The 25798-nt window shown below is 62.5% G+C and carries 21 protein-coding genes; 14 read left to right on the top strand and 7 right to left on the bottom strand.

From position 1 onward, the window contains the following. The first annotated feature begins 13 nt into the window (after positions 1-13). Positions 14-1297 (top strand): D-amino acid dehydrogenase, encoded by a 1284-nt coding sequence (locus J2W49_RS03585; RefSeq protein ID WP_310311643.1) that lies wholly within the window; start codon positions 14-16, stop codon positions 1295-1297. Here the strand turns inward: J2W49_RS03585 and J2W49_RS03580 are convergent. From J2W49_RS03580 to J2W49_RS03570, 3 genes are all read right to left on the bottom strand, one after another. Beyond that, a complete protein-coding gene (locus tag J2W49_RS03580; RefSeq protein ID WP_310311641.1) occupies positions 1257-2156 on the bottom strand; it encodes a LysR family transcriptional regulator in 900 nt (299 codons plus the stop codon). The genes J2W49_RS03585 and J2W49_RS03580 overlap by 41 nt on opposite strands. A gap of 172 nt (positions 2157-2328) precedes the next feature. After that, positions 2329-5475, bottom strand: coding sequence for an efflux RND transporter permease subunit (locus J2W49_RS03575; protein WP_310311638.1), 3147 nt, complete (start codon positions 5473-5475; stop codon positions 2329-2331). A gap of 8 nt (positions 5476-5483) precedes the next feature. Further along, positions 5484-6584 (bottom strand): efflux RND transporter periplasmic adaptor subunit, encoded by a 1101-nt coding sequence (locus tag J2W49_RS03570; protein ID WP_310311637.1) that lies wholly within the window; start codon positions 6582-6584, stop codon positions 5484-5486. 271 nt (positions 6585-6855) lie between these two features. On the opposite strand from J2W49_RS03570, the gene hpnC reads away from it, so the two are divergent. The 3 genes from hpnC (at position 6856) to J2W49_RS03555 (ending at position 12290) form a co-directional block, all read left to right on the top strand. Continuing rightward, the gene (gene hpnC / locus J2W49_RS03565) at positions 6856-7833 is read left to right on the top strand and encodes a squalene synthase HpnC (protein WP_310311635.1); all 978 of its coding nucleotides are present in this window, start codon (positions 6856-6858) and stop codon (positions 7831-7833) included. Positions 7834-7914: 81 nt separating this feature from the next. Next, positions 7915-9048 (top strand): efflux RND transporter periplasmic adaptor subunit, encoded by a 1134-nt coding sequence (locus J2W49_RS03560; protein WP_310311633.1) that lies wholly within the window; start codon positions 7915-7917, stop codon positions 9046-9048. 83 nt (positions 9049-9131) lie between these two features. Continuing rightward, on the top strand, positions 9132-12290 hold the full coding sequence (locus J2W49_RS03555) for an efflux RND transporter permease subunit (RefSeq protein WP_310311631.1): 3159 nt from the start codon (positions 9132-9134) through the stop codon (positions 12288-12290). 92 nt (positions 12291-12382) lie between these two features. Here the strand turns inward: J2W49_RS03555 and J2W49_RS03550 are convergent, their stop codons facing one another. Further along, positions 12383-13105: a S1 family peptidase gene (locus tag J2W49_RS03550; protein WP_310311630.1), complete on the bottom strand. Its 723-nt coding sequence runs from the start codon at positions 13103-13105 to the stop codon at positions 12383-12385. A gap of 614 nt (positions 13106-13719) precedes the next feature. Between J2W49_RS03550 and J2W49_RS03545 the strand changes: the two genes are divergently transcribed. From J2W49_RS03545 to J2W49_RS03525, 5 genes are all read left to right on the top strand, one after another. Next, complete coding sequence (locus J2W49_RS03545) at positions 13720-14907, top strand: ABC transporter substrate-binding protein (protein WP_310311628.1); 1188 nt, start codon at positions 13720-13722, stop codon at positions 14905-14907. Positions 14908-15014: 107 nt separating this feature from the next. Beyond that, on the top strand, positions 15015-15878 hold the full coding sequence (locus tag J2W49_RS03540) for a branched-chain amino acid ABC transporter permease (RefSeq protein WP_310311626.1): 864 nt from the start codon (positions 15015-15017) through the stop codon (positions 15876-15878). Positions 15879-15885: 7 nt separating this feature from the next. After that, a complete protein-coding gene (locus J2W49_RS03535) occupies positions 15886-16881 on the top strand; it encodes a branched-chain amino acid ABC transporter permease (protein WP_310311625.1) in 996 nt (331 codons plus the stop codon). Then, positions 16878-17639, top strand: a complete 762-nt coding sequence (locus J2W49_RS03530) for an ABC transporter ATP-binding protein (protein ID WP_310311623.1) — start codon at positions 16878-16880, stop codon at positions 17637-17639. Before J2W49_RS03535 ends, J2W49_RS03530 begins: the two co-directional genes overlap by 4 nt. A gap of 1 nt (position 17640) precedes the next feature. Then, positions 17641-18354: an ABC transporter ATP-binding protein gene (locus J2W49_RS03525; protein ID WP_310311620.1), complete on the top strand. Its 714-nt coding sequence runs from the start codon at positions 17641-17643 to the stop codon at positions 18352-18354. A 15-nt stretch (positions 18355-18369) separates the two neighbouring features. Here the strand turns inward: J2W49_RS03525 and J2W49_RS03520 are convergent, their stop codons facing one another. Further along, positions 18370-19152 carry an IclR family transcriptional regulator domain-containing protein gene (locus J2W49_RS03520; RefSeq protein ID WP_310311618.1) on the bottom strand — a complete coding sequence of 261 codons (783 nt, stop codon included), beginning with the start codon at positions 19150-19152 and terminating at the stop codon, positions 18370-18372. Between the two features lie 190 nt (positions 19153-19342). On the opposite strand from J2W49_RS03520, the gene pobA reads away from it, so the two are divergent. Together pobA and J2W49_RS03510 are read left to right on the top strand one after the other, a co-directional pair. After that, the gene (gene pobA / locus J2W49_RS03515; RefSeq protein ID WP_310311616.1) at positions 19343-20530 is read left to right on the top strand and encodes a 4-hydroxybenzoate 3-monooxygenase; all 1188 of its coding nucleotides are present in this window, start codon (positions 19343-19345) and stop codon (positions 20528-20530) included. Positions 20531-20833: 303 nt separating this feature from the next. Beyond that, the gene (locus J2W49_RS03510; protein ID WP_310311614.1) at positions 20834-21751 is read left to right on the top strand and encodes a CaiB/BaiF CoA-transferase family protein; all 918 of its coding nucleotides are present in this window, start codon (positions 20834-20836) and stop codon (positions 21749-21751) included. Positions 21752-21781: 30 nt separating this feature from the next. Here J2W49_RS03510 and J2W49_RS03505 read toward each other — a convergent pair whose 3' ends face one another. Together J2W49_RS03505 and J2W49_RS03500 are read right to left on the bottom strand one after the other, a co-directional pair. Next, positions 21782-22399 carry an ATPase gene (locus tag J2W49_RS03505; protein WP_310311612.1) on the bottom strand — a complete coding sequence of 206 codons (618 nt, stop codon included), beginning with the start codon at positions 22397-22399 and terminating at the stop codon, positions 21782-21784. A gap of 12 nt (positions 22400-22411) precedes the next feature. Next, positions 22412-22756, bottom strand: coding sequence for a TA system antitoxin ParD family protein (locus J2W49_RS03500; RefSeq protein WP_310311610.1), 345 nt, complete (start codon positions 22754-22756; stop codon positions 22412-22414). Positions 22757-23149: 393 nt separating this feature from the next. Between J2W49_RS03500 and J2W49_RS03495 the strand changes: the two genes are divergently transcribed. The 3 genes from J2W49_RS03495 to J2W49_RS03485 all read left to right on the top strand — a co-directional run bounded on the left by J2W49_RS03495 (position 23150) and on the right by J2W49_RS03485 (position 25722). Continuing rightward, positions 23150-23935, top strand: a complete 786-nt coding sequence (locus J2W49_RS03495) for a DUF3825 domain-containing protein (protein WP_310311608.1) — start codon at positions 23150-23152, stop codon at positions 23933-23935. Positions 23936-23993: 58 nt separating this feature from the next. Further along, positions 23994-24878 (top strand): hypothetical protein, encoded by an 885-nt coding sequence (locus J2W49_RS03490; protein ID WP_310311606.1) that lies wholly within the window; start codon positions 23994-23996, stop codon positions 24876-24878. A 70-nt stretch (positions 24879-24948) separates the two neighbouring features. Then, positions 24949-25722, top strand: a complete 774-nt coding sequence (locus J2W49_RS03485) for a nucleotide-binding protein (protein WP_310311604.1) — start codon at positions 24949-24951, stop codon at positions 25720-25722. Positions 25723-25798: the final 76 nt, after the last annotated feature.

The following is a 25798-nucleotide window of genomic DNA, read 5'->3' as shown; positions in this document are numbered from 1 at the left end:
AGAGTTCGTTCCCATGACACACCCCTCCTCATCTCCCCGGCATGTCTGCATCCTTGGCGCAGGCATTGTGGGCCTGGCCACTGCTTGGCGGTTGCAGCGCGACGGTCACACCGTGACCGTGATCGACAGCGCCCACAGTGGTGCGGGCGCCAGCGCCGCCAACGGCGCGCAGCTGAGCTATTCCTACGTGCAGCCCCTGGCCGATCCATCCATCTGGCGACAGTTGCCCAAGCTGCTGCTGGCCAACGACTCGCCACTGAAGCTGCGGCTTCGGATGGATCCTCACCAATGGGCCTGGGGGCTGAGCTTTCTGGCCGCCTGTCGCGCCAGCGTGTCGCGCGACACCACCGCCCAGTTGCTGCACCTGGCCGCGCAAAGCCGCCTGGCATTCGACACATTGCGGGCTGAAACCGCCATGGATGCCGATCACTCGACCACCGGCAAGCTGGTGCTCTACCCGACCGAAGCCAGCTTTGCTGCAGCGCGACACCAGATGGCGCTGCAGCGCGTGCTGGGCAGTGAGCAGCACGCGCTATCGCCGGCAGAGTGCGTGGCGATTGAGCCCGCTCTCTCTCATCGCACGTCACACTTTCATGGCGCCGTGTACACGCCCAGCGAATCCGCAGCTGATTGCCTCAAGGTCTGCCAGGCGCTGGAGCAGTTGTTGCGGGCGCGCGGCGTGCGCTTTCTGCTCGACACACCGGTCACGGGCCTGGTCCGTCGAGGGGACCGCGTGGTTGAGGCGCGAACGCCCGCAGGCGCGGTGCATGCGGACGCATTCGTGATGGCCCTGGGCACCGGTTCGCGACGCCTGGCCGCTGCGCTCGGGCTGCGGCTGCCGGTGTATCCGCTCAAGGGCTACAGCATCACGCTGGACATTCAAGATGGCGCAGACGCTACGTCGGCGCCTGCCGTCAACGTCACGGACGCAGGAAGAAAGATCGTGTTTGCGCGCATCGGGCAGCGTCTGCGCGTGGCGGGCATGGCCGAACTGGTGGGCGAAGATCGCCGTATTTCAAGCGACCGCATTGACGCCCTGGTGTCGGCCACAAGGGACATGTTCCCCCGAGCGACCAGGTTTGAAAATGTGCACCCCTGGGCGGGCTTGCGGCCCGCCACGCCCAAAGGTCTACCGGTGCTGGGTCGTCTGCCGGCCGGCCCGGCCAATCTGCTGTTCAACACGGGACATGGCGCCCTCGGCTTCACGCTGGCCTTTGGCAGCGCCGAGCACATTGCCGCCGCGCTGCGGCCGCAAGTCAGGCCAGTTGCTGCAGGGCTTGCTGCATGCAGCGCGTGAAGGCGCGCGTGGTGATGGAATTGGGGCGTGCGATGGGCCGCAGCATGTGAACGGAGGTGGCGATGGCCGGCTCCAGCGCCAGCACGTCGACCTTGCTGCGATCGGCCGACGCAGCGGTACACCCCTCCACCATGGCCACGCCCACGCCGTGGTGGGCCAGTGCCAGGGCCACGTGGTAGGTCTGCACCGTGATGACTTCGTTCAGTCCGGCACCACTGTCACGCACCGTGTGCGCCAGCAGGGTGCCCAGCGGGTCTTGTCCGTCCAGGGCAATCACCGGCAGCTTGCTCAGCTGGGCCAGGGTGATAAGGCCAGATTTCGCCTGCCGTGCGCTGACCAGACCTTTGGGCGCCACGCACATCACCCGCCGCTCGGCCAGCCGCTCCTGTGCCAGCGCGGGGTGAGAGACCGCGCTGAACACATAGCCCACATCAGCCTCCTGCAGCACCAGCGAAGAGACGATCTGCGGCGAATGCAATGCCTGGTGGTTCACCACCACGTTGGGATGCTTTTCCCTGAACAGATGCATGGCACGCGGAAACACTTCATAGCTCAGCGCCAGCACCGTCAACACCCGCAGGGCGCCCTGCCCCCGCCCGGCCTTCAAGTTGACCGACAGGCGCTGCACTTCATCCAACTGGGCAAACAGCCGCTCGATGTGCGGGTACAGCGTCTGCGCCTCCACCGTCGGCTTGAGCCGCCCACCCACCCGCTGAAACAGCGGAAAGCCCAGCTGCACCTCGGCATGCTGCAAAGTGCGGCTCACCGCCGGTTGGGTGACATTGATCATGCGCGCGGCCGCACTCACACTGCCGGTGAGCATGACCGCGTTGAAGACTTCGATGTGGCGCAGACGCATGGGGGAGATTGTGTACCAACGCCTCTGGCACCCACCCTGACCAAAACATCTTCCGAAGCGAAATGACCCATTCCAGAGATACCGTCGGGCCGGCTTTGCCGGACGACTGGTATCGCCCCCTGGAGGGGGTGACGCCAAAGGCGGCGCGGGGGTGTTTCCCGTCCTTGGGGTGTTACCTCCTCACTCTGAACCAGGCCGCATACATCGCCGGCAAAGCCAGCAGCGTCAGCACCGTGGCCACCACCAGCCCACCCATGATCGCCACCGCCATCGGTCCCCAGAACACGCTGCGCGAGAGCGGAATCATGGCCAGCACCGCAGCGGCGGCCGTGAGCACGATCGGCCGCATGCGCCGCACCGTGGCTTCCACCACCGCTTCCCAGTCGGGCACGCCCCGGGCGCGGTCCTGTTCGATCTGGTCGATCAGGATCACCGAGTTGCGCTGGATCATGCCCATCAGAGCGATCACGCCCAGCAACGCCACGAAACCAAACGGTCGATCCAGCAGCAGCAAAGCGCCAGCCACGCCCGCCAGGCCCAGTGGCCCGGTCAGGAACACCAGCACAGACCGGCTGAAGCTTTGCAGTTGCAGCATCAGCAGCGTGAACACGATGAACAGCATCAGCGGCACGCCGGCGACGATTGACGACGATCCTTTGCTGCTCTCCTCCACTGCGCCAGCCACCTCCACCCGGTAACCTGTCAGGCCTTGCTCGCGCCAGCCGGCCTCGATCGCGCGCAGCGCAGGCAGCAGTTCATTGGTTACTGTGGCGCCTTGCAGGCCTTCGACCACGTCGCCCTGCACCGTGATGGCGTAGTCGCGGTTTTCGCGCCACATCACGCCGGGTTCCCAGTCGAACACCGGCCGGGCAATCTGCAGCAACGGAATGGCCTTGCCGCTGGCCGTGGGCAGGTTCGCTTGCGCCAGGTCGGTGATGGCATCGCGCTCGTCCAGCGGCTGGCGCAGCACGATGTCGATCAGCTTGTCGCCATCGCGGTACTGACCCACGGTGCTGCCGCTGAGCAGGGTACGTGCCGCCTGGGCGATCGACTGGCTGGACACGCCCAGCGCACGGGCCTTGGCCTGGTCCACCTCCAGCCGCAACATCTTCACAGACTCGTTCCAGTTGTCGTTCACGCCGCGTGTGTTCGGACTCTGGCGCATCGCGTCCTTGACTTGATCGGCCAGGGTGCGCAGCACCGTGGGATCGGTGCCCACCACGCGGAACTGCACCGGGTAAGGCACAGGCGGGCCATTGGGCAACAACTTCACGCGGCCGCGCACCTCAGGGAATTCGGTGGCCAGCAAGGCAGGCAGCGCCTGACGCAGGCTTTCACGCGTGCTCAGGTCTTGCGGAATGAGGATGAGCTGCGAGACGTTGGTCTGAGGGAAGGTCTGGTCCAGTGGCAGATAGAAACGGGGAACACCCGAACCCACCCAGGTGCTCACGCTTTTCACCCCGGGCTGCTCGGCCATGCGGGCTTCCACGCGGCGGGTGATTTCGTCGTTGGCGGCGATGCTGGTGCCTTCGGGCGACCACAGATCGACCAGGATTTCCGGCCGGCTGGAATCCGGAAAGAACTGCTGCTGCACCTGCCCCATGCCCACAATGCCCAGCATAAAAGTGAGGATGGTGGCGCCGATGGTGCTCCACCGGTGTTGCACACACCAGTCCACCGTGGCGCGGAAGCGGTCGTAGAACGGCCCATCAAACACTTCCTGAATCTCGCCCACGTGGGGCTTGACCTTGAGCAGTTTCATGCCCAGGTAGGGCACGAACATCACCGCCACGATCCACGACAGCACCAGCGCGATCACGGTGACCGCAAAGATGGCGAAGGTGTATTCGCCCACTGTGGAATTCGCCATGCCGATGGGCAGAAAGCCCGCCGCCGTGATGAGCGTGCCAGTGAGCATGGGCATGGCGGTGGCGTCCCAGGTGAAGGTGGCCGCACGCATCATGGTGTAGCCCTCCTCCAGCTTGCGCACCATCATTTCGACCGCGATGATGGCGTCGTCCACCAACAGGCCCAGCGCGATGATCAGCGAGCCCAGCGAGATCTTGTGCAGGCCGATGCCCCAGTAGTTCATGGCCAGGAAAGTGATGGCCAGCACCAGCGGGATGGTGATGAACACCACCAGGCCCGGTCGCATGTCCAGCACATAGCGGCGCAGGCCGCGCCCGCCTTCGCGTTTGTGCAGGCCCAGCGCGAGGAAACTCACCGCCAGCACGATCACCACGGCTTCGATCAGCACCTTCACGAACTCATTGACCGAGGCGGTCACAGCGCTGGGCTGGTCCTGCACCTGCACAAGTGACATGCCCGCTGGCAGTTGCCGCTCAATGTCAACCATGGCCACATCGAGCGCCTTGCCCAGCGCAATGATGTCGCCGCCCTTGGCCATGGAAATGCCCAGCGCGATGCTGTCCTTGCCGTTGTGTCGCACCATCACTTGGGCCGGGTCCACATAGCCCAGCCGGATGTCGGCGATGTCGCCCAGGCGGATCTGCCTGCCATTGGACGCGCGGATGGGCATGGCCTGCAGCTGCTCCACCGAATTGAAGGCGCCACCCACACGCACCTGCAGCACGTCCAGCGGCGTCTGTACCGTGCCGGCGGGTTCCACGGCATTCTGCTGGCCCAGCGAGGCCAGCACCTGATTCAGGTCCAGTCCCAGCGTGGCCAGGCGCTTTTGCGAGATCCCCACATAGAGCTTTTCGTCCTGCGCGCCGAACAGGGCGACCTTGTTCACGTCCTTGACGCGCAACAGTTGCTGGCGCACGGAGTCGGCGACCTGCTTCTTGTCAGCCGGGGAATAGCCGTCGCCTTGCAGCGCGTAGATCACGCCATACACATCACCGAATTCGTCGTTGAAGAACGGTCCCACCACGCCTTGCGGCAGCGTGCCGCGCATATCGCCGATCTTCTTGCGAACGGTGTACCAGGTCTGCTCCACTTCAGCCGCCGGCGCATCGTCCTTGAGCTGAAAGATGATGAGGGTTTCACCGGGCTTGGAATAGCTGCGGATCTTGTCCGCGTGCGGCACTTCCTGCAGCGTCTTTTCAAGCCGGTCCGCCACCTGTTCGGCCACCTGCTGCGCCGTGGCACCAGGCCAATAGGCGCTCACCACCATGGCACGGAAGGTGAACGGAGGATCCTCGTCCTGACCGAGCTGGAAATAGGCGGCCACGCCCAGCAGCATCAGCACGATCATCAGGTAGCGCGTGAGGGCCTGGTGATCCAGTGCCCATTGCGAGAGGTTGAAACGCGACACCCAGGATGATGTCGTCGCAGCGGCTGCGTGGGATTCGCTCATGCCCGGCCTCACTGGGTGGCCGCAGCGGCAAAACGGGTGACCTTCTGGCCCGGCGAGAGCACGTGCACACCCGCCGATACCACCTCGTCTCCGGGCTGCAGGCCGGCGGCAATGGCGACATCGTTGCCATCGGCGGTGAGCACCTGCACGGTGCGCGTATTCACGGTGGATGTGGTCGCGTCGAACACCCAGACCGCCGTGCCATCACCCTCCTTCAGCAACGCGGTGGTGGGCACCTTGATCACTGGTGCGGCCGCCGGGCCTTTGGCAGCGAAACGCACATAAGCTGTAGCGCCCAGCGGCACATCCAGATCGCCAGGCAAGGCCAGCTTCACCTGGAAGGTGCGGGTGACGGGGTCCGCGCTGGCGGCCACCTCACGCACTGTGGCAGTCACCCCTTCTGGCGAGGCGCCGTTGCCGGCATCGGCCCAGAAACGCACACGGGCTTCGAGGCCGTTGCCAATCAAGGCCACGCGGTCTTCCGGCACGGCAATCACCACGTCGCGCGGGCCGTCCTGCGCCAGCCTCACCACGGGCGTTCCAGCACCCACCACCTGGCCCACCTCGGCATCCACCGCCACCACCACGCCTGCCGCATCTGCCTGCAGCCGTGCATACGCGGCCTGGTTGCCCTGGACTGCCCCCTGGGCCTGGGCCTGTTGCAGAGTGGCTTCCGCCGCCTGGAGGGTGGCTTCACGGCGCTCGATTTCGGCGCCGCTGACGAATCCCTGCTTCTGCAAATCGGCAAATCGCTTCAGGTCGGCGGCGGCAAGGTCGCGCTGGGTGCGCGCTGCGGCCACCTGCGCCTGCGCAGCCTGGCTGCCCAGTGCGAGATCTCGTGCATCGAGCCGCGCGAGCAACTGTCCGGCCTCCACCCGCTGCCCCACTTCGGCGGGGCGTTCCACCAGTTTGCCCCCCACCCGGAAGCCCAGACGCGACTCCAGCTGCGCCCGCACTTCTCCCGCGTACTCGGCGTGTGCGCCCAGCGCATCGGCCTGTACCGTCATCAGCTTGACCGACCGGATGGGCTCCTGAAGGGGTGGCCTGTCAGAACAGGCAGCCATGGCCAACGAACTGGTCATGATCAGGACAAAATGGCGTGTTTTCATGGCTGGTCGCTTTGATGAATGTCAGTAAAAGTCGAAAGACCGGCGAAACCGGGCCGCAAACCCGGCGGGTTTTGCCCGCACTGCGGCGGCTATATTAATGACTGACTGGTTAGTAATCAAAATTGTAGTGCAAACGCATGACCCCGGAGAAAGGCCATTTCTGATCGCAGACAAAGAGCCACAACCCGCTGAAGATCGGCGGCACCTGGACGGGCACACTGCCGCAGGCCTCTTGGAATCCGCCACCGATACCGCATCCATCCCATCGCCCATGAACTCGCCCCCGTCCGTACACCCCGTCGCGGTGATCCCTGCGACACGCACCACACCGCTCACGCAAGGGGTGGGCCACTACGAAAACTTCCCCGTGGCGTCGCTGTTGTGCCCGGCACGGCTGCGACCGGCCGTGATGGCGATCTACCACTTCGCCCGCACCGCCGACGACATCGCTGACGAAGGGCCTGCCGACGCCCCGGCTCGCCTGGCCGAGTTGGCACGCTACCGTGCTGCACTGAACGCATGCGCCATGGGGGTGAACAATGCACACACGGCCTCAACCGATGTGCCTGCCGATGCGCGCGCCGAAGGACCCGTTGAACCACGGCCACCCGCACTGGTTTCCCAGTGGCCGACCGTGTTCGGCCCTTTGGCCGCTGCACTCCGGGAACACGGGCTGCCCTTGCAATTGCTTCACGACCTGATCAGCGCTTTTGAACAGGACGTGCGCTACACCGCAAGCACCCACCGCTATGCCAGCGTCGATGAACTGCTCGACTACACACGGCTGTCAGCCCAGCCGGTGGGGCGCCTGTTGCTGCACCTGTATGGCGTGAGCGACGAGACCTCTCTGCAGCAAAGTGACCAGATCTGCAGCGCATTGCAACTCATCAACTTCTGGCAGGACATCAGCATCGACCTGCCCCGCCAGCGCTGCTACCTGCCCCAGGATATGTTGCAGCGGCACGGTGCCAGAATCACCGACTTCTTGCCAGACGCCCCCCTGCCCGACCACGCAGCGCGTGCCGTGGTGGGTGAGCTCTGCGCCCACGCCCGCGGACTCATGATGCAGGGCGCCCCTTTGGCATTGCGCGTGCCAGGGCGCGCTGGATGGGAGCTCCGTCTGGTGGTACAAGGCGGTCTTCGCATCCTCGACGGTATCGCGGCCATCGACCACCGCAGCTGGCTCACACGCCCGCGCCTGCAGCGCGCGGATCTGCCGCACCTGATCTGGCGTGCACTGTGGATGTGACCAAGACAGCCTCACGCCACGGCCATGCACACGCGCATTTCCAACCTGCTGACCAGCCGACCCATTCATTCAGGACGTCTCATGTCGATTGCCACCCCTCGCGTTTCTGCAAACCTGCCCCTGGTCAAGCCAGTTGCACTGCCTGCCATGGTTCTGGCGCTTTCCCTCTTCAACAGCCCCGCCATTGCGCAGTCCGCCAATGGCTCACCACCTGCGGGCGCCGAGTCGGCCACTGCCACGCGGACCGCCGTGGAAACCCGTGCGCTCGATCAGGTCTGGCTGCTGCCCAAGCGCGAAGCGCCAGCCGAAGTGGTCGCGCGCAACGAATCCAGGCTTTCGGCGGAAGTGTCGGGCACGCTGCAGCGCTGGGGTGCCGACGTGGGTGCCACGGTGAAGCGCGGAGAATTGCTGGCCCAGATCGATCCACGCGACTACGAACTGGCGGTGCAGCGCGCACAGGCTAGCCTGAATGCCAGCCAGTCCCGGTTGAAGCTGGCTCAGGCGCAGCTGCAACGTTCCCGTGAACTGGTGGCGCAAGGCTTCTTCTCCCAGGAGGCCCTTGGCCAGCGCGAGACCGAGGTGGCGCTGTTGCAAACCGAAGTCAACAGTGCGCGCGCCCAGCTGGCGACCGAGCAACGACAGCTTGCCAAGACGAAGCTGGTGGCACCCTTTGCGGGCACGGTGCGCGAACGCATGGCCCAGACTGGCGAGGCCGTGGCACCGGGCACGGTGCTGTACGTGCTGGTGGAATCGGGGCACAACGAAGTGAACGCGACATTGAGCCCGTCCGACGTGACCGGTTTGCGCAACGCCACCGACCTGCAGCTCCACACCCGCGAAGGCGAGTTTGCGGTGCGGCTGCTGCGTGTGTCTGACGCGGTCACCGCACCCGCGCGCACCCGGGCGGCCCGCCTGGCATTTGTGGACGCCGCCAGCGCGCCCGCCGCCGGGGCCAGCGGCACGCTGCGCTGGCAGGAGAGCCAACCGCATTTGCCCCCATCGGTCATGGTGCGCCGCGACGGTGCCATGGGTGTGTTTGTGGTGCAAGGTGATGGCGCTCAGGCCACCGCACGCTTTGTTCCGGTCCCCGGCGCCCAGGAAAGCCGCGCCACACCTGCGCCTCCCGGCCTGAGTGGAACCGCGCGCGTGGTGGTGCGTGGCCATGAAGCCCTGCAAAACGGTCAGGCCATCGAGTCGCGCCCCGCCGCCAACTGACGGCTTGCGGCGCTGCCTCCGCTCCCCATCCCGGTACCCCGGATCGATCGTCCACAAGACCACCCCAGGCTCAAGGCTTCACCATGCCCTTCATGCGCGCCCTGCTCACCAACCACCCGCTGGCCAATATCGCCTTCACGGTGGTCTTGCTGCTCGGGCTGGTCAGTTACCTGACCATGCCCCGCGAACAAGACCCGGAGATCAACTTCAACTGGGTCGCCGTCACGGCCGCCCTGCCCGGCGCCAGCGCAGAAGACGTCGAACGGCTGATCACCAACCCACTGGAAGACGCCATCAAGGGCGTCGCCGACGTGCGGTTCGTTCTCTCCAACTCGCGCGAGAACGTCTCCAGCATGCTGGTGAGATTCCGCGAAATCGACGAGCGCACCTTCGACAAGCGCATGGCCGATCTGCGCCGCGAAATCCAGAGCAAGACATCCAGTGAACTGCCATCCGACGCAGAAGACCCAGTGATCCTGGAGATCACGACCAGCAACGGGTTTCCCACTGCGACGATGATTCTGATGGGCCAGGCCGACGACGAAACCCTGCGGGTCAACGCGCGCCGCATCCAATCCAGCATCGAGCGCATCGCAGGGGTAGACACGGTGGTGGCCGTGGGCCTGCGCGATCCCGAAATCCTGGTCAGCCCCAATCCGCAGGCGCTGGCCGCGCGCGGTCTGCTGTCCACCGATGTGGCCGACACGCTGTCCAGCTGGTGGCGCGACACCACTGGTGGCACGCTCAAGACCCAGAGCGGGGCCTGGTCGGTGGGCGTGAAGGGCGTGGTCACCGATCCGCAGGCCTTGGCCAATCTGCCGGTGATGTCATCCGGCCGTCCTGGTGTTTCGGCCAGACTGGGCGAAGTGGCCCGCATTGAACGCGCGCGGGCACCCGCCTCGCAACTCGCGGCCACCGAAGGCCGTGACGGGATTTCCATGGCCATCACCAAGAAGACGCGCACCAACACGCTGGAACTGGTAGATCAGCTCAAGGCCTTCATGGAACGTGAAAACCAGGTGCTGACCGAACTCGGCCTTGAACTGGTGCTCACCGATGACCAGACCGTGCCCACGCGGGAGGCCATCGGCGTGATGGAAACCAACGCCCTCTACGGTGTGATCATGGTGCTGGCGGTGTGCTGGCTGTTCCTGGGGTGGCGCATTGGCATGCTGGTGGCCATCGGCATTCCGTTTTCACTGATGGGGACGTTTGCCGTCCTCAACACCATGGACTACACGGTCAACGTCTCGGTGCTGCTGGGCGTGGTGATCGCCCTGGGCATGCTAGTGGACGATGCGGTGGTCGTGGTCGAGGCGATCTTCTATCGCATGCAGCGGGGTCAGGCCGCTCTGGAAGCCAGCCTGGACGCCATTGCCGAAGTCTGGAAACCCGTGCTGGCCTCGGTGGCCACCACCATGGCAGCCTTTCTGCCGCTGATGCTGTTGCCCGGCATCGTTGGCAAGTTCATGTTCGTGATTCCGTTCGTGGTCACCCTGGCTCTGCTGATCTCGCTGCTGGAAGCGTTCTGGATGATGCCGGTGCATGTGAGCGCGGTCGGTCTGCGATTCGATCGCCCAACCCGCGTGCAACGCTGGCGAGAAAGATTCAATCGAGGGTTGCGTTTGCGCTATGGGCAGGCGCTGGCCTATACGCTGCGTCGCCCCAAACGCTTTGCTACCGTGGGCGTGCTGGCCGTGGTGGCCGCCGTGGCGCTGCTGGTCAGCGGGGTGGTCCGGGTTCAGTTCTTCGCGTTTGACCCGATCAGGGCGTTTTATGTGAACGTGGACATGCCCGAGAGCGCCACCCTGGAAGACACGCTGCTGGCGACCCAGCGCGTCGAGGAAGTGGTGCGCTCTCGCCTGCAGGGCGTCGATCCGAATGGCGAAGCCCGCGCCGTCACCTCCACGGCCGGCATCAAATTCACCGAAACCGACGTGGTGTATGGCGATATGTACGGGCAGGTGTTCGTGTCACTCAATCCGCGCACCGAAGACGCACGCGAAGTGACCGACGTGGTGGATGGCATGCGTGCCGAGGTGGAGGCCATGACCTCGCCCGGCACCAAGAGCTTCACCGTCCTCTCGGGTGGGCCGCCTGCGGGCAAGGCCATCAGCGTGAAGGTAAGGGGCGACGATTTCGAGCAGATCGAGGCCGCTGCCAATGAGCTCAAGGCCATCGTGCGGCGCATTCCCGGCGCCACCGACGTGAAAGACGACAACCTGCCCGGCCGTGATCAGTTGCAGATCACGCTGGACAACGAAGCCGTGCGCAAGGCCGGCCTGAACGCCGCTCAAGTGGCTCGCCTGGTGCGCCTTTCCGTGGACGGCGAAGTGGTGGCCTTCACCCGCGACGGTGGCGACAAGGTGGAGCTGCGGGTGCGGTCCGACCAGGCGCTGCTCAAAGGCGACGCCCTGAGGGTGGACCCGGACAGCCTGCTCGACGAGCCCATTGCCTTGCCCGACGGCAGCGTGACGCGCCTGGGTGCGCTCGTGCAAGCCGAAGCCATGCCCGGCCGCGGCTTCATCCGCCACTACAACCTGCGCCGCACCACCACGGTGGAGGCCAACCTGGACAAGGAAGTCACTGACACCAAGGTTGCCAACGACTTCATCAAGGCCGAATGGGAAAGCATCCGCCTGCGCCATCCGGGCATAGACCTCGACTTCTCTGGCGAGCTCGAAGACATCGAAGAAAGCCTGGCCGCCATGCAGGTGCTGTTCCTGCTGGGACTGGGCCTGATCTACCTGATTCTGGCGGCACAGTTCAAGAGCTATTTCCAACCCATGATGATCCTGGTGACCGTGCCATTGGCCTTCACGGGTGTGGCGTTCGGCCTGGCCATTTCAAACAACCCGCTGTCGCTCTACACGCTGTACGGGGTGATCGCGCTCACCGGTATCGCGGTGAACTCGGCCATCGTGCTGATTGACGCCGCCAATGACCGGCTGGAACGCGGCATGGGCGCCATTCATGCCATCATCCAGGCCGGCCGACGCCGCGTGGTGCCTGTGCTGATCACCACCACCACCACGATCGGCGGCCTGTTTGCGCTGGCCTTCGGCATTGGCGGCAAGAGTCTCCTCTGGGGGCCGGTGGCTGCCAGCATCGTCTGGGGTCTGGCGTTCTCCACCCTGCTCACGCTGTTCGTGGTACCGCTGCTTTTCCTGGCCTTCATGCGGCGCAAAGGCGAGCGGCTGAAGGCCGCCAGATCAGCACTCTCCACAGAAGTGGCGGCTTGATCGGGATGTGATCGCCCATCGTGCGGGTGTGTGCCGCCCATGCGCTTGCCACCCGTACGCACACGGGCACAGCCAAACGCCACAAAACAGCCCTAAGAGGTGACCGCCCTGGCGCTTGAGCCCGGCGCGGCGCCCGTGCGCTCTCGTGGCTCGGTCAGTGTGAGCAGGATGTCGGCATACCAGGCGCAGTTGAGCCCCAGCGATTCGTCCAGCACCAGATCGCGATCACCCATGTCCATGCGCGCCGAGTGCACGCCCAGCAGCTTCCAGGGCAATGCGGCGGTGGCAGCACCGGGCGAGTGATCACGCATCACCACGGCCGCCCCACTGGTGCCTCTGTGGGTGCGGGCGTCGGTGAGAAAGAACCCCTGCCCCTGAAAGCGGATGCCGTAGGGCGATGCGACCACGGCATAGCGCAGTACCGGCAGGTGGTGCAGCGCATCGTGGAAGCCCAGCGGGAATCCCACGACCAACAAGGACTCGCCGGGGTGCACTTCACCAAAAGCCGTCTGCAGGTGTGCCGGTGAGAAGGCACGAATCACGGCCGCCTTCGGCAGTGCGCTGCGGTCAACCTCCAACACCGCCACGTCGATGTCGCCGCCGCTGTCACTCCCCTGCCGCCAGACCGCTTCACCCTCCTGGTACAGCAGCATGGAAAAGCCGGTCGACAAGGTGAGGTTGCTGGCATCGGTGTGCAGCTCGATTTCCAGGCGGTCTGGAAAGTGTTTCGTGTCCTCGTCGATCACCACGTGCCGACTGGTCACCAGAAACAGCCTGTCTTCACGTTCAAAGAAGAACCCGCTCGCGTTCGTCAATGCCTGCGTTCCGTGAAACGAAGAAACCCTGGGCGCAGCCAGAAACAGCGGGTCGACCGGGATGCTGCCGGCCGCTGAATCTGCAGAAGCTTGAGATCGCGGACTTTTGGAATGGGAAGACCTGTTCATGCAGGAAGTGTCGCACCCATCGCTGCCCCGTGCGCGTCTGCATCGGAATGCAACATGGCACCTGCACAGCACCAATCGGGGGCTGTGGTGCATGTTCATCCCGCCGGGATCAAAGGGTTTTCCCGGGGACGAAAATCGGCAATGTGCACTATATTGCACGCTATTGGCGCCATTGAGGCCACTGCCGGGCAACGACGACGCCGGCTCAGGTACAAAGAAGGCAGCGCAGACCGACACAGGACTTACCCAGAAAATGCAATATAGAGCATCTTTCCTTGCAGTCGCCCGCCCGCATGGTGCCTTTGAGCAGCTTCAACTCGCGCCCAGATTCTGGTTCACCGGCGGCATTGACCGCCAAGGCCAATGGGAATTAAATTTATACCTCAACAATTCAGGTCTCAAGTACGGGTAATTCTGGATCGCCAATCCAAAACCACCCGTCTAAAGTCAATCGCATCCCGGCCAACCACCCACAGGAGAATTCCATGACCACCCGCCGAATTGTTCTTACCCGCAGTGCCGCCGTGATTGGCGCTGCGTCCACCGGCTTGCTGCTGCCCCAGATTGTGCGAGCCCAGTCTGACAAGGTCCGCGTGGGTTTCATGCTGCCCTACACAGGCACCTTTGCCCAGCTCGGTGTGGCGATTGAAAACGGCTTCCGCATGGCGCTCAATGAGCAGGGGGGCAAGCTGGGTGGGCGTGAAATCGAGTTCTTCAAGGTGGACGACGAATCGAACCCCGCCAAAGGGATCGAGAACGCCACCCGGCTGGTCCAGCGCGACAAGGTGGATGTGTTGGTGGGCACCGTGCATTCCGGCGTGCAGATGGGCATTCACAAGGTGGCCCGCGACAGTGGTGTGCTCAACCTGATTCCCAACGCAGGCGTGCACGTGGCCACCCGCGCCCAGTGCGCACCCAATGTGTTCCGCACCTCCTTCTCCAACTCCCAGCCCACGCTGGCGCTGGGTAAGGCCATGGTGGATCGCGGGCACAAGAAGGCGGTGTGGATCACCTGGAACTACGCTGCGGGCGACGAGGCGTTCGAAGGCTTTGAGAAGAGCTACACGGAAGCTGGCGGCACCATTGTGAAAAAGCTGGGCCTGCCCTTCCCGAACGTGGAATTCCAGGCCCTGCTGACCGAAATCGCTTCTCTCAACCCGGACGCCGTGGCCTGCTTCTTCGCTGGCGGTGGTGCTGCGAAGTTCCTGCGCGACTACGCCGCAGCCGGTCTGAACAAGAACATCCAACTCTACGGTTCCGGTTTCCTCACCGAAGGTGTGCTGGACGCCGCAGGCCCGGCCGCCGATGGCGTGTTGACCACCATGCACTACAGCGATTCGCTGGACACCCCCCGCAACAAGCAATTCCGCCTGGAATACGCCAAGGCCTTCCGCGCCCAGCCCGACGTGTATGCCGTGCAGGGTTACGACACGGGTCTTTTGCTGATCAAAGGTGCCAACGCGGTCAAGGGCGACATCAGCAACAAGCAGGCGCTGTATGCCGCCATGGAAGGTGCCGTGATCGACAGCCCACGCGGCAAGTGGACGATGAGCAAGGCCCACAACCCGATCCAGGACATGTACCTGCGCAAGGTCGAAAACAAGGAAAACAAGGTGATCGGCATTGCGCAAAAGGCCGTGGCCGATCCAGCCACCGGCTGCCGCATGGGCTAAGAGTCCTCGCGTTTTTTCCACGCGACCGTGTGCCGCAGACCAGCGCTTGAACGGCGCTGGTCTGTTTTTTGCACGCGTGTCCAGCACCTGTCCAACGCCCCTGCCCCATGGATTTCGCCAACTTCCTGATCCAACTGCTCAACAGCCTGCAATACGGCCTGTTGCTGTTCATGCTCGCGGCGGGCCTGACCCTGATCTTCGGCATCATGGGCGTGGTCAACCTCGCGCACGGCAGCTTCTACATGCTGGGTGCCTACCTGGCCTGGTTCCTCGCCTCACAGCTGGGCAGTCTGGTGCTGGCAATCATTGTGGGCACCTTGATTGCAGTGGTGCTGGGCTGGCTGCTGGAATGGCTGCTGTTCAGGCATTTCTATCACCGCGACCACCTCGATCAGGTCTTGCTCACCTTTGGCTTGATCTACATCTTTGAAGAAATGCGCTCCATTTTCTGGGGTGACGACGTGCACGCGGTGCAAGTGCCGGAGATGTTGAATTGGTCCGTCCCGCTGACCGATAACCTCTCCTACCCGGTCTACCGGCTGGTCATGTCGGGCGTCTGCATCGCGCTGGCGCTGGGGTTGTACCTGTTGATCTCCAAAACCCGCCTGGGCATGAAGATCCGGGCCGGTGCCTTCAACCGCGAAATGACCGAAGCGCTCGGCATCAATATCCGGCTCATCCATGGCGTGGTGTTCGCGCTCGGTGTGGCGCTGGCCGCCATCGCCGGCATGATTGCTTCGCCCATTGCCAGCGTTTACCCCGGCATGGGCAGTTCGGTATTGATCATGTGCTTCGTGGTGGTGGTGATCGGTGGCATCGGCTCGGTGCGCGGTGCCCTGGTGGCGGCGCTGCTGGTGGGCCTGGTGGACACCTTCGGCAAGGTGCTGGTGCCGCAGATAGCGGGCATGGCGGTGTACATGCTGATGGCCGGGGTGCTTTTGTACAAGCCCGAAGGTCTGTTCAAGCAATAGGACCCAGATGAGTTCCCCCAAAGCCCAACTCGAAAAACTGCCCCAGGGCGTGCAGATGCTGCTGGCGCTCGGCGCAGTGGCACTGGCCGTGTTCCCGTTCGTGCCGCTCACCGGCTCCGACTTCTACCTCCAGATGCTCTCGCAGATGATGATCCTGGCGATCTTCGCGATGAGTCTGGACCTGCTGCAAGGCGTCACCGGCCTGGTTTCGCTGGGGCATGCGGCCTACTTCGGGCTCGCTGGCTATGCACTGGCCTTCCTCACGCCAGCAGATGCGCCCATCAGCCTGTGGTGGGCCTTGCCCGTGTCTGCGCTGGGCGCGGGCCTGGCGGCACTGATCATCGGCTTCTTCGTCGTGCGCACCCATGGCATCTACTTCATCATGGTGACGATGGCCTTCGCCCAGATGATCTTCTTCCTGTTCTTCGACAACAAGACGCTGGGCGGCTCGGACGGCATCTACGTCTACTTCCGGCCTGATGCCTCCATCTTCGGCTGGCAAGTGATCGACCTGGAAAACAAGACCACCTTCTTCTATTTCACGCTGCTGGTGCTGGTGCTGGTGTACCTGTTCCTGCGGCGCCTGCTGTTCTCGCCGTTCGGCCGTGTGCTGGCGGGCATCCGCGTGAACGAACACCGCATGCGGGCCGTGGGCTACGGCACCTTCGGCTACAAGCTCGCCGCCTTCACCCTGGCCGGCACGCTGGCTGGCGTGGCAGGCTTCCTGTGGGCGGCACAAACCGGCTACGTGAACCCCGAACTCATGGGCTTTCACATGAGCGCTCACGCGATCATGATGATCATTCTGGGCGGCATGGGCAACTTTGCCGGGGCCATCGTGGGCGCTTTTGCGTTCGAGTATGTGATGCACTTTTTCAAGGACCTCACCAAGCACTGGCAGTTGTTGATGGGCGGCTTCATTGTGCTGGTGGTGCTGGTGGCGCCCCGCGGACTGCTGGGCCTGGGTGAACGCCTTTTTGGCAAGCGCGGGGACACGCCATGAGCGACCTGCTTCTTTCTGCCCAGCACCTCACCAAACGGTTCGGTGGCTTGGCGGCCGTCAACGACGTATCTGTCGATCTGTTCCGTGACCGCATCCACGCTGTCATCGGACCCAACGGCGCAGGCAAGTCCACGCTGACCAACCTGCTCTCTGGCGACCTGCCCCCCACCATTGGGCAGATCACGCTCAACGGCGCGCATACCGCCGGCAAGAAGCCGGAAACCATCTCCCGCCTGGGCCTGGGGCGCAGCTACCAGAAGACCAACATTTTTTTGCCCTTCACCGTGTGGGACAACGTTCGCCTGGCCGCGCAGTCGCGCGAGCGGCACGGCCCCTGGAACCCGCTGCGCTGGTTGTCTTCGGCCAGCGCCATGCCGGGCGTGAATGAGCGCTGTGAACGTGCTCTGGAACTGGCGGGCCTGACCGCACGCGCCCACACCGTGGCCGCCACCATCAGCCACGGCGAACAGCGCCAGCTGGAGATCGCCATGACCCTGGCCACCGAACCCACGGTGCTGCTGCTGGACGAACCCCTGGCCGGCATGGGGCAGGCCGAAGCCGAAAGCATGGTGGCCCTGCTGCTCCGGATCAAGAAGGACCACGCCATGATGCTGGTGGAACACGACATGGACGCGGTGTTCACCCTGGCGGACCAGCTCACCGTGATGGTCAACGGCCAGGTCATTGCCACCGGAACACCCGCCGAAGTGCGAGCCGATGCAGGCGTCCAAGCTGCCTACCTGGGCGAGGAGCACTGACATGAGCCACCCCCTGATCGAAGCCAAGGGCCTGCACACCCACTATGGCGCCAGCCACATCCTGCGCGGCATCGACTTCACAGTCGCGCCCGGGCAGACCATCGGCCTGATGGGGCGCAACGGCATGGGCAAGACCACGTTGCTGAAATCGCTGATGGGCATCGTCAAACCCAGTGGCGGCAGCGTGCACGTCAAGGGCAAGGCCATGACCGGCGCCCCCACTTTCGAAGTGGCCCGCCAGGGCATCGCTTACGTGCCAGAAGGTCGCGGCATCTTCGGCAACCTCAGCGTGAAGGAAAACCTGGTCATGTCGGCACGCGCAGGCACCAAGGGGCAGCGCGACTGGACCTACGAGCGCGTGCTGGAAACCTTCCCGCGCCTGGCCGAGCGCCTGAACCACGGGGGCCAGCAGCTCAGCGGTGGCGAGCAGCAGATGCTCACCATCGGCCGCGCGCTGATGACCAACCCGGACCTGCTCATCCTCGACGAAGCGACCGAAGGCCTGGCCCCGTTGATCGCCCGCGAGATCTGGCGCATCTGCGGCCTGATTCGCGAATCCGGCATCAGCAGCGTGATCGTCGACAAGAACTGGAAACACGTCACCCAGATCACCGACCGCAACGTGATTCTGGTCAAGGGCGAGGTGGTGTTTGATGGCGCCACCAGCAAACTGCTGGAAACACCGGAGTTGCTGGAACAGTACCTGGGCGTGTGACGCAGCCGACAAAGGTCACAGCAGGGGGCGCAGTTCTCTGGCCGCGTCCAGCAGCAGGGGCAGCAGGTCGGTCTGTAGCGTCTGTGCCTCCAACCGGTCAGGCGAAGCCACCACGTTGAGCGCGGCCACGGTCTTGCCCTGCATGCTGCGCAACGGCACCGCCAATGCATGCACGCCCAGTTCGTGTTCTTCACTCGCCACGCAGAAATCGTCTCGCCGCACGCGCTCCACCTCCGCACGCAAGCCCTTGTGGTCCACCGTGGTCTTGGGCGTGAGCCGGGCCAGTTCGCGCCCCTTGAGCCAGGCTGAAAAAGTGCTGCGCGGCAAGCCCGCCAGCAGCACCCGCCCGGTGGATGTGGCATGCACCGGCAAGCGTGCGCCCAGGTGCAACCCGTAAGCCATGAGCCGCTGCCCGCCCACAGAAGCACTGCGCGCCACGATCACCACCTCGTCACCGTCCAGCACCACCGCTGAGAACGACTCGCGCGTTTGCGCGGCCAGGCGGTTGAGCGTGGGCTGCAGCAGCCGGGGCAAGCGCGCTGAAGCCAGGTAGCTGCCGGAAAACCGCAGCACCTTGGCAGACAACCAGTAGTGGCTGCCGTCGGTGTCCAGGTAGCCCAGGTGTGCCAGCGTGAGCAGATGCCGGCGCGCTGCGGCCCGCGTCAGGCCCGCACGCTCGGCGGCCTGCGTGGCGTTCAGCCGCTGGCGTTCGGTGTCGAAGCTCTCCAGCACGGCCATGCCCTTGGCCATGCCCTCGATGAAGTCTGCCTTTGCGATGGGGTGCGGGTGGGTGTCCATGGGCGCCATTATGGCCAAGCGATGGCAGATTGTGCGTTCATCGCGCAAAGCATCCGTAGATCGCGCAGCGCCGCCTGCAAGCCATTGCCCGCACGGGTCCCTCTGCCTAAGCTGCATGCAGGTCGCGGCGCCCTTGCCGTCGAATCTCATTCGCACAAGCTTTCAGGCCACACGCCCAGGAGACACCCTCATGAAAACCCAGGTTGCCATCATTGGCGCAGGCCCCTCCGGCCTGCTGCTCGGCCAGTTGCTGCACAAGGCCGGCATCGACAACATCATCATCGAGCGACAGAGCCCGGACTACGTGCTCGGCCGCATCCGTGCCGGCATTCTGGAACAGATTACCGTGGACCTGCTGCATGAAGCGGGTGTGGGCCAGCGCGTGGCCAGCGAAGGCACGGTGCACCACAGCATCGAGTTGGTCTACAAGAACACCCGTCACCCCATTGACGTAACCGGCCTCACCGGCGGCAGCGTGGTCACCGCCTATGGCCAGACCGAGGTCACGCGCGACCTCATGGAGGCACGTGCCGCCGCTGGCCTGACCACCATCTACAGCGCAGCGAACGTCAGCATCCACGATTTCGACGGAAAGACGCCCACGGTGAAATACGAAGTGGACAGCCAGTCCAAAGAAATCAGCTGCGACTTCATCGCCGGCTGCGACGGCTTCCATGGTGTGTGCCGCGCCAGCGTGCCGCGCGACGCCATTCGCGAATACGAAAAGGTGTACCCCTTTGGCTGGCTGGGCGTGCTGGCCGACGTGCCTCCCGTTTCTTCACACGCCATCGTGTACGCCAATCACGAGCGTGGTTTTGCGCTGTGCTCCATGCGCAGCCTTACCCGCAGCCGCTACTACGTGCAGTGCCCGCTGGACGACAAGGTCGAAGACTGGAGCGACCAGCGCTTCTGGGACGAGCTTCGCCTGCGGCTGGACCCTGAAATGGCCTCGCGCATCATCACCGGCCCCAGCATCGAAAAAAGCATCGCGCCCCTGCGCAGCTTTGTGGCTGAGCCCATGCGCTTTGGCCGCCTGTTCCTCGCTGGCGACGCCGCGCACATCGTGCCACCCACCGGCGCCAAGGGCCTGAACCTGGCTGCCAGCGACGTGAAGTACCTGGCCAATGCGCTGACCGAGCACTACATCGAGCACACCGATGCCGGCATCGACAACTACTCACAGAAAGCGCTGGCCCGCGTCTGGCGCGCGGAGCGCTTCAGCTGGTGGCTCACCAGCCTGATGCACCGCTTCCCCGACACCGAAGGCTTTGGCCAGAAGGTGCAGGAAGCCGAGCTGGAATACCTGGTTCGATCGGAGGCCGCATCCCGCACGCTGGCTGAGAACTACGTGGGCTTGCCGCTGGACTTTGGCCAGTAGCAGGCCCACCCCCGCGTCGCTTCGCGCCACCCCCTCGAGGGGGCGATACCAGTGGCCCGGCAAAGCCGGTTCCACGGTATCTCTGGACGGGGGCACTTCGCTCCGGAAAGATAGATCCACTCCCGCGCCGCCTGCGGCTTCACCCCCTCCAGGGGGCACACCTTCGGACCGGCAGAGCCGGATCCTGGGTGTCGCTGGATCAGGGGCATTTCGCTCCGGAGGGTATGTCCGCCGCTGTCGCCGCCTTGCCTCTGTCCGTTTGAGCTTGGCTGTACATTGACGTGAACGTCAACCGGTACAGCCATGTCCACACCCTCCCCTGCCACGTCCAAACCCCTCAAGCCCCTGCGCGGCGTCCGCGTCTTGAGCCTGGCGCTCAACCTGCCCGGCCCAGCCGCGTTCATGCGCCTCCATGCCATGGGCGCTACCTGCATCAAAGCCGAGCCGCCCGGCCCCAAAGGTACGCCCGCCGGCACCAGTGGCGACCCCATGGGCCAGTACAACCCGACCGCCTACGCCACGCTGCACCAGGGCATCAAGGTACTGAGCATCGATCTGAAGACCGACAAGGGCCAGGCCCGGCTGCACCAGGAGCTGGCCCGCACCGACCTGCTGCTGACCTCTTTCCGCCCCTCGGCGCTGGCCAAGCTGGGCCTGGGCTGGAAGGCGCTGCACAAGGTCTACCCGCAACTGTCTGTCGTGGCCATTGTGGGTGCACCCGGCGCGCGCGCCGAAGAGCCTGGGCACGACCTGACCTACCTGGCCGAGGCCGGCCTGGTCAACGACATGAGCCTGCCCGCCACCCTGTTTGCAGACATGGGCGGCGCTCTGATGGCGAGCGAAGCCGCACTGAAGGCGGTGTTGAACCAGCGCACCAGCGGCAAAGGCAGTTTTCAGGAAGTGGCGCTGTCAGACGCTGCCGCCTGGTTGGCCCTGCCGCGAACCTGGGGCCTGACCCAGCCCACCGGCGCAGTGGGCGGCGCCCATGCGGGCTACCGGGTGTATGCCTGCAAAGGCGGACGCGTGGCGGTGGCCGCACTGGAGCCGCACTTTGCGGCCGCCCTGTGCAGGGTGGCGGGTGTGCCTATGACGGATCTCCGCGCCATGTTCCAGCCACAGACCCATGCATCCATCGCCAGCTTCTTCGCTGGCCAGACACGCAAGCAACTCGACAAACTGGCAGCAGCCAACGACATCCCCCTGCACACCTTGCCGGCCTGAGTGGTCAAGGGCCTTTTTGCAGGTGCTCGCTCAGCGCATCGGTTCAGGCGACACCACCCGGCGAGCCCAGGCCGGCAGCGGATCTGCCTGCCACACCAGCTCGCCACCGCGCAGCCGCGCCACCATGCGCGGGGGCTGATACACCTGGCCCGGTGGTTGAGACGTGTCGTACAGCAAGGCCAGATCGGCCCGCCGCACCGCCACACTCAGGTGGCGCACCGTGCGCGGGTAACGCGCCAGAATGCGCTCGGGCGGCACAGGGTGGCCACCTTCCTCCACCCGCTGATTCACGCGCTCAATCAGCTGTTGCGGGTCTTCCACGCACACCACCAGCAGCACCACGCTGAACCCGGCGCGCCTGGCCGCGGCCATCAGGTCCAGCTTGGAGGTGTGAGAAAACACCGTCTCGCTGGCGAACGAGCGGCCGTCGGCAATACACTGCGCCCGCCGCGCATCCGTCCATTGGCGCGCCTGGCGCGAACGCTCTGCGGCATCGGCCACATGCTGCAAATGGGCCGCCTCGTGCAGGTCGGCATTGACGAATTCGGCATCGGCCGGAATCAGGCCCTGGGCCACCGCACTGCGATAGAGCGTGGACTTGCCCGCGCCGTTGGGCCCGGCCAGCAGGTAAAAAACCGGAGCGGCCAAAGGATCGTGGCGTCAGGCGGCGTGGCGGGAAGGCGCGGCCTTGAGGCGGTTGGCCAGCACGGTGTCGCGCACCGCCTGGGCCAGGCGACCGGTGGACTCTGCGGCCATGAAACGCGCTTCAATCGCGTCGATCGACTCATCGTCTGCCGGGGAACTGTGGCGGGCGTCGTAAAGTGCAATCGCCTCGCGAGCCTCTTGCACGGTGAGGCCGGTTTCGTCGGCAATGCGCCCAAGGGTGGCCCAGTATTCAATCTGACCAGCCACCGAGCGGCGCTGCGGCTGGGCCGCCTCTCGGGCCTGCTGCACCAAGGCGGCGGGCAGTTTCACGGACGCAAACGAGTGGGCAACGTTGGACATGGCGAATCTCCTGTATGGGGCATTTTGCGCCATTTTGCGCCAATCGGCAACACAAGAAACAGCTGCGCCAGTCCTGAGCAAGAGGCGGCCAAATGTCGCATAGTCTTCATTGCCATTGCAGTGGTTGGCAGGTTCTGCTGAGTAGAACGAACATACCCAATTAAACTGGCAAGCGGCTTGCGAACCTGAGCAGCGATCGCGGTGATGCTTGGTCAGGCCTGTCGATTCTGTTATACCTGCGCATCTACCCGCCAGTTTGAGCCAACTGGTTGATTCAAACACTTTTCAGAGGCAACATGCGACCTGTTTAGCGGTTGGCGTTGGGCCATCTAGTGTTTTAACCCACCACATCAAAGTACAAAGTAAGGCGCTTTATCACCCACCGAGGAACCCATGAGCAAGAACCAACCATACGACTTCCCAGAACACTTTCGTGACTTTGTATTTATGCCGAAGTTCGAAGAAAACATTGATGCACTTGCGGCTCTCGCTGAACCTGAAGACTGGGGTTACAAAGCGACAGCTGCCGCCCATCCAAAACCAATTCTTCGAAACTACCTTACGTACACCTATCGTCGCGTTGCGGAAGAAAAGAAGATCGCAGTCACTCCGGACGAAGAGTACGCGTGCCTGAATGTGGGTCTTATTACCGCCTCACAAGAACCTATTTACGCCCTCTTCTCTAAAAACAAGCTAGAAAATTTATCGCATTACTGGCACTTTTGGAGATTTTGTCGCCGAGGAGAATCTGATCTCAATAGATTCTCTTCCCTTCCCGACATGGCTCACTACTATGACAATCCGGCGAGCTTGGTCTATGACTCACGCAAAGAACTTCGGGTGAATGTTGAACACATTATCCAGGACAACATCGAGCGGTTCCCCGACACCCTTAAGGCGATGAATAGGTTCGGCCTTCAAAATCTCGTCAAAGGGGCAATTGATTCTGCAACCGAACGTGTTAGGCGCAACTACAAGACGGCAATTCCTCAATACTATCAAGGAAGCGTGCAGTTGCTTCTTCCACTAACCCTACTTGATCCAGCTAAAGCTGATCTAGCTCTGGTTGCAGAGAGGTTTGGAGACTTCTATCGCGCCGCTACTTGCCTGACCCTAGACATGGCATACAACAATGCGAGACAAGTAGCTAGACCTGACCGCGACTGGTTAGCACCCTAAAAATTCATTCAAGCCAACTCTACTTCGCGGCGCATCTTAATTCAGATTTAAGCCATCCATGAGCTTCGACATTGACCTAACATCATTATTGGCCGGTATTTCCATTACTGCTGTCGGCGGCTGGATCTCATATTTCATCGCTTTTCGCAAAGATGAGCGAACTATTCAGATTGAACAAGTCACCAAAGAACGAACGAAGTGGCGAGACAACATGCGTAAGCTATGCGAAGAGATCACCAACGCTCACGTTGAAAATAGGGTTAATGCAATTCCTGCAAAGGTGGCCTCATTAAGGGCGCGTCTCGCAACGTCTATCAACCCCAAGGACAGTGTCAACGACGGCGCAATCTTAGTTCATTACGATCAACTGTTTTCCGATGGGTCCGACGATCTAAAAGGATTCACCCATCGCATTGCGCTCCTTCTCAAACACGACTGGGAGAGAGTCAAGTGGGAATGCACCCCTCTATATGTAAAACCATTCAAGCACCTCTCCAAAATGCAGCGTGAATGGCGCCATGAGAATTATCGCGAGAACGAAGCCCTCCAAAACAATGGAACCCACATGCTTCGAAAAAAAGAGGAGCCACAAACCGAGCGCTTTTTTCGACAGCTAATCGAAGTAAAGCTAGAAGAAATAACATTGAAATTCATTTTCGACAACATCAGAAACTATGGCATTGCTGCAACAGTCATCGTCGCCGGCATCTATTTGGCTCAGCATGGAGCCCAAGCAAATAATTTTCCAGGTGCAGGCATTGTGTTTGGCATCCTATTGGTGGCGACTGGATTCGCCTTGTATGTTCTGAATCTATGTCAATCAATTTGGGCAATTGCGAAATTGAAGGTCGGCACTTTTTACCTAATTTCGAGTATGGCTGTATTCTTGGGCACATCGGAGCTACTATGGGTGCTTATCAAACAGTACATGCACAAGGGCTAACCGTCGTGATTCTAACGAGCCCGTAAGAAAAAGTGCGAAAGCCCACCAACTTAAACATTAGGAAATTACGATGGAGCGCACCAAGAAGTACGAAGGATACTATTTAAGTGAACTAGGTTGGAGAAACCTAATTCAATTGAGCGAAGATATTTTCGGAGAACCCGACTCAATCCACGGCAACGCAAATACTCACAATGGAACCTGGACGTATGACAAGCTTGAAGATTTCGTAGCTGGATTGAATCCAAACAACTCCGATCTCTTTCTGGAGTTTAGTGACTCACAAAGAGTCAGACTATGTCACTACGGAAGATTCGGATGGGAAATCAAATCGAACGACAAGAAAAAAATTGTGCAATTCGAAACGAGCGCGGATAATGTGGCCACTACACATATCGTTCCACTTCCCGAAATTGCGCACAAAGCTACTCCAACTATATTCATAGGACACGGACGTGACCAGGATTGGAGGGCACTAAAAGACCATCTCCAAGACAAACATGAAATAGAGATCGAAGCATATGAGGTTGGCTCACGCGCAGGACACACAATTCGAGATGTGCTAGAGGACATGCTTGACGGATCAGAGCTGGCAATTCTTGTTCATACTCCTGAAGATGAACTTGCTGACGGATCTTTTAATTCAAGGCCGAACGTGATTCATGAAACAGGTCTTTTTCAGGGAAAATTAGGATTTTCACGGGCGATCATATTAATGAGAGTGGGCGTGAATGAATTTTCCAACATATCTGGCGTTCAACAAATACGGTATGCAACCATAACTGAAACTTTCGGAGATGTCTTGGCTTGGATCAAACGAGAAAGTCACTCGCAGAAAACCTAGTCCAGAGCGACCAAAGAACTTTATCCTGCACCTGCAAAAAGCTCAAAAGACAAAATTCTTTGCCATCTGATCAGAG

This window comes from Hydrogenophaga palleronii (assembly GCF_031457455.1).
Classification (GTDB): Bacteria; Pseudomonadota; Gammaproteobacteria; order Burkholderiales; family Burkholderiaceae_C; genus Hydrogenophaga; species Hydrogenophaga palleronii_A.
This window is presented reverse-complemented; position numbering and strand designations above follow the sequence as displayed.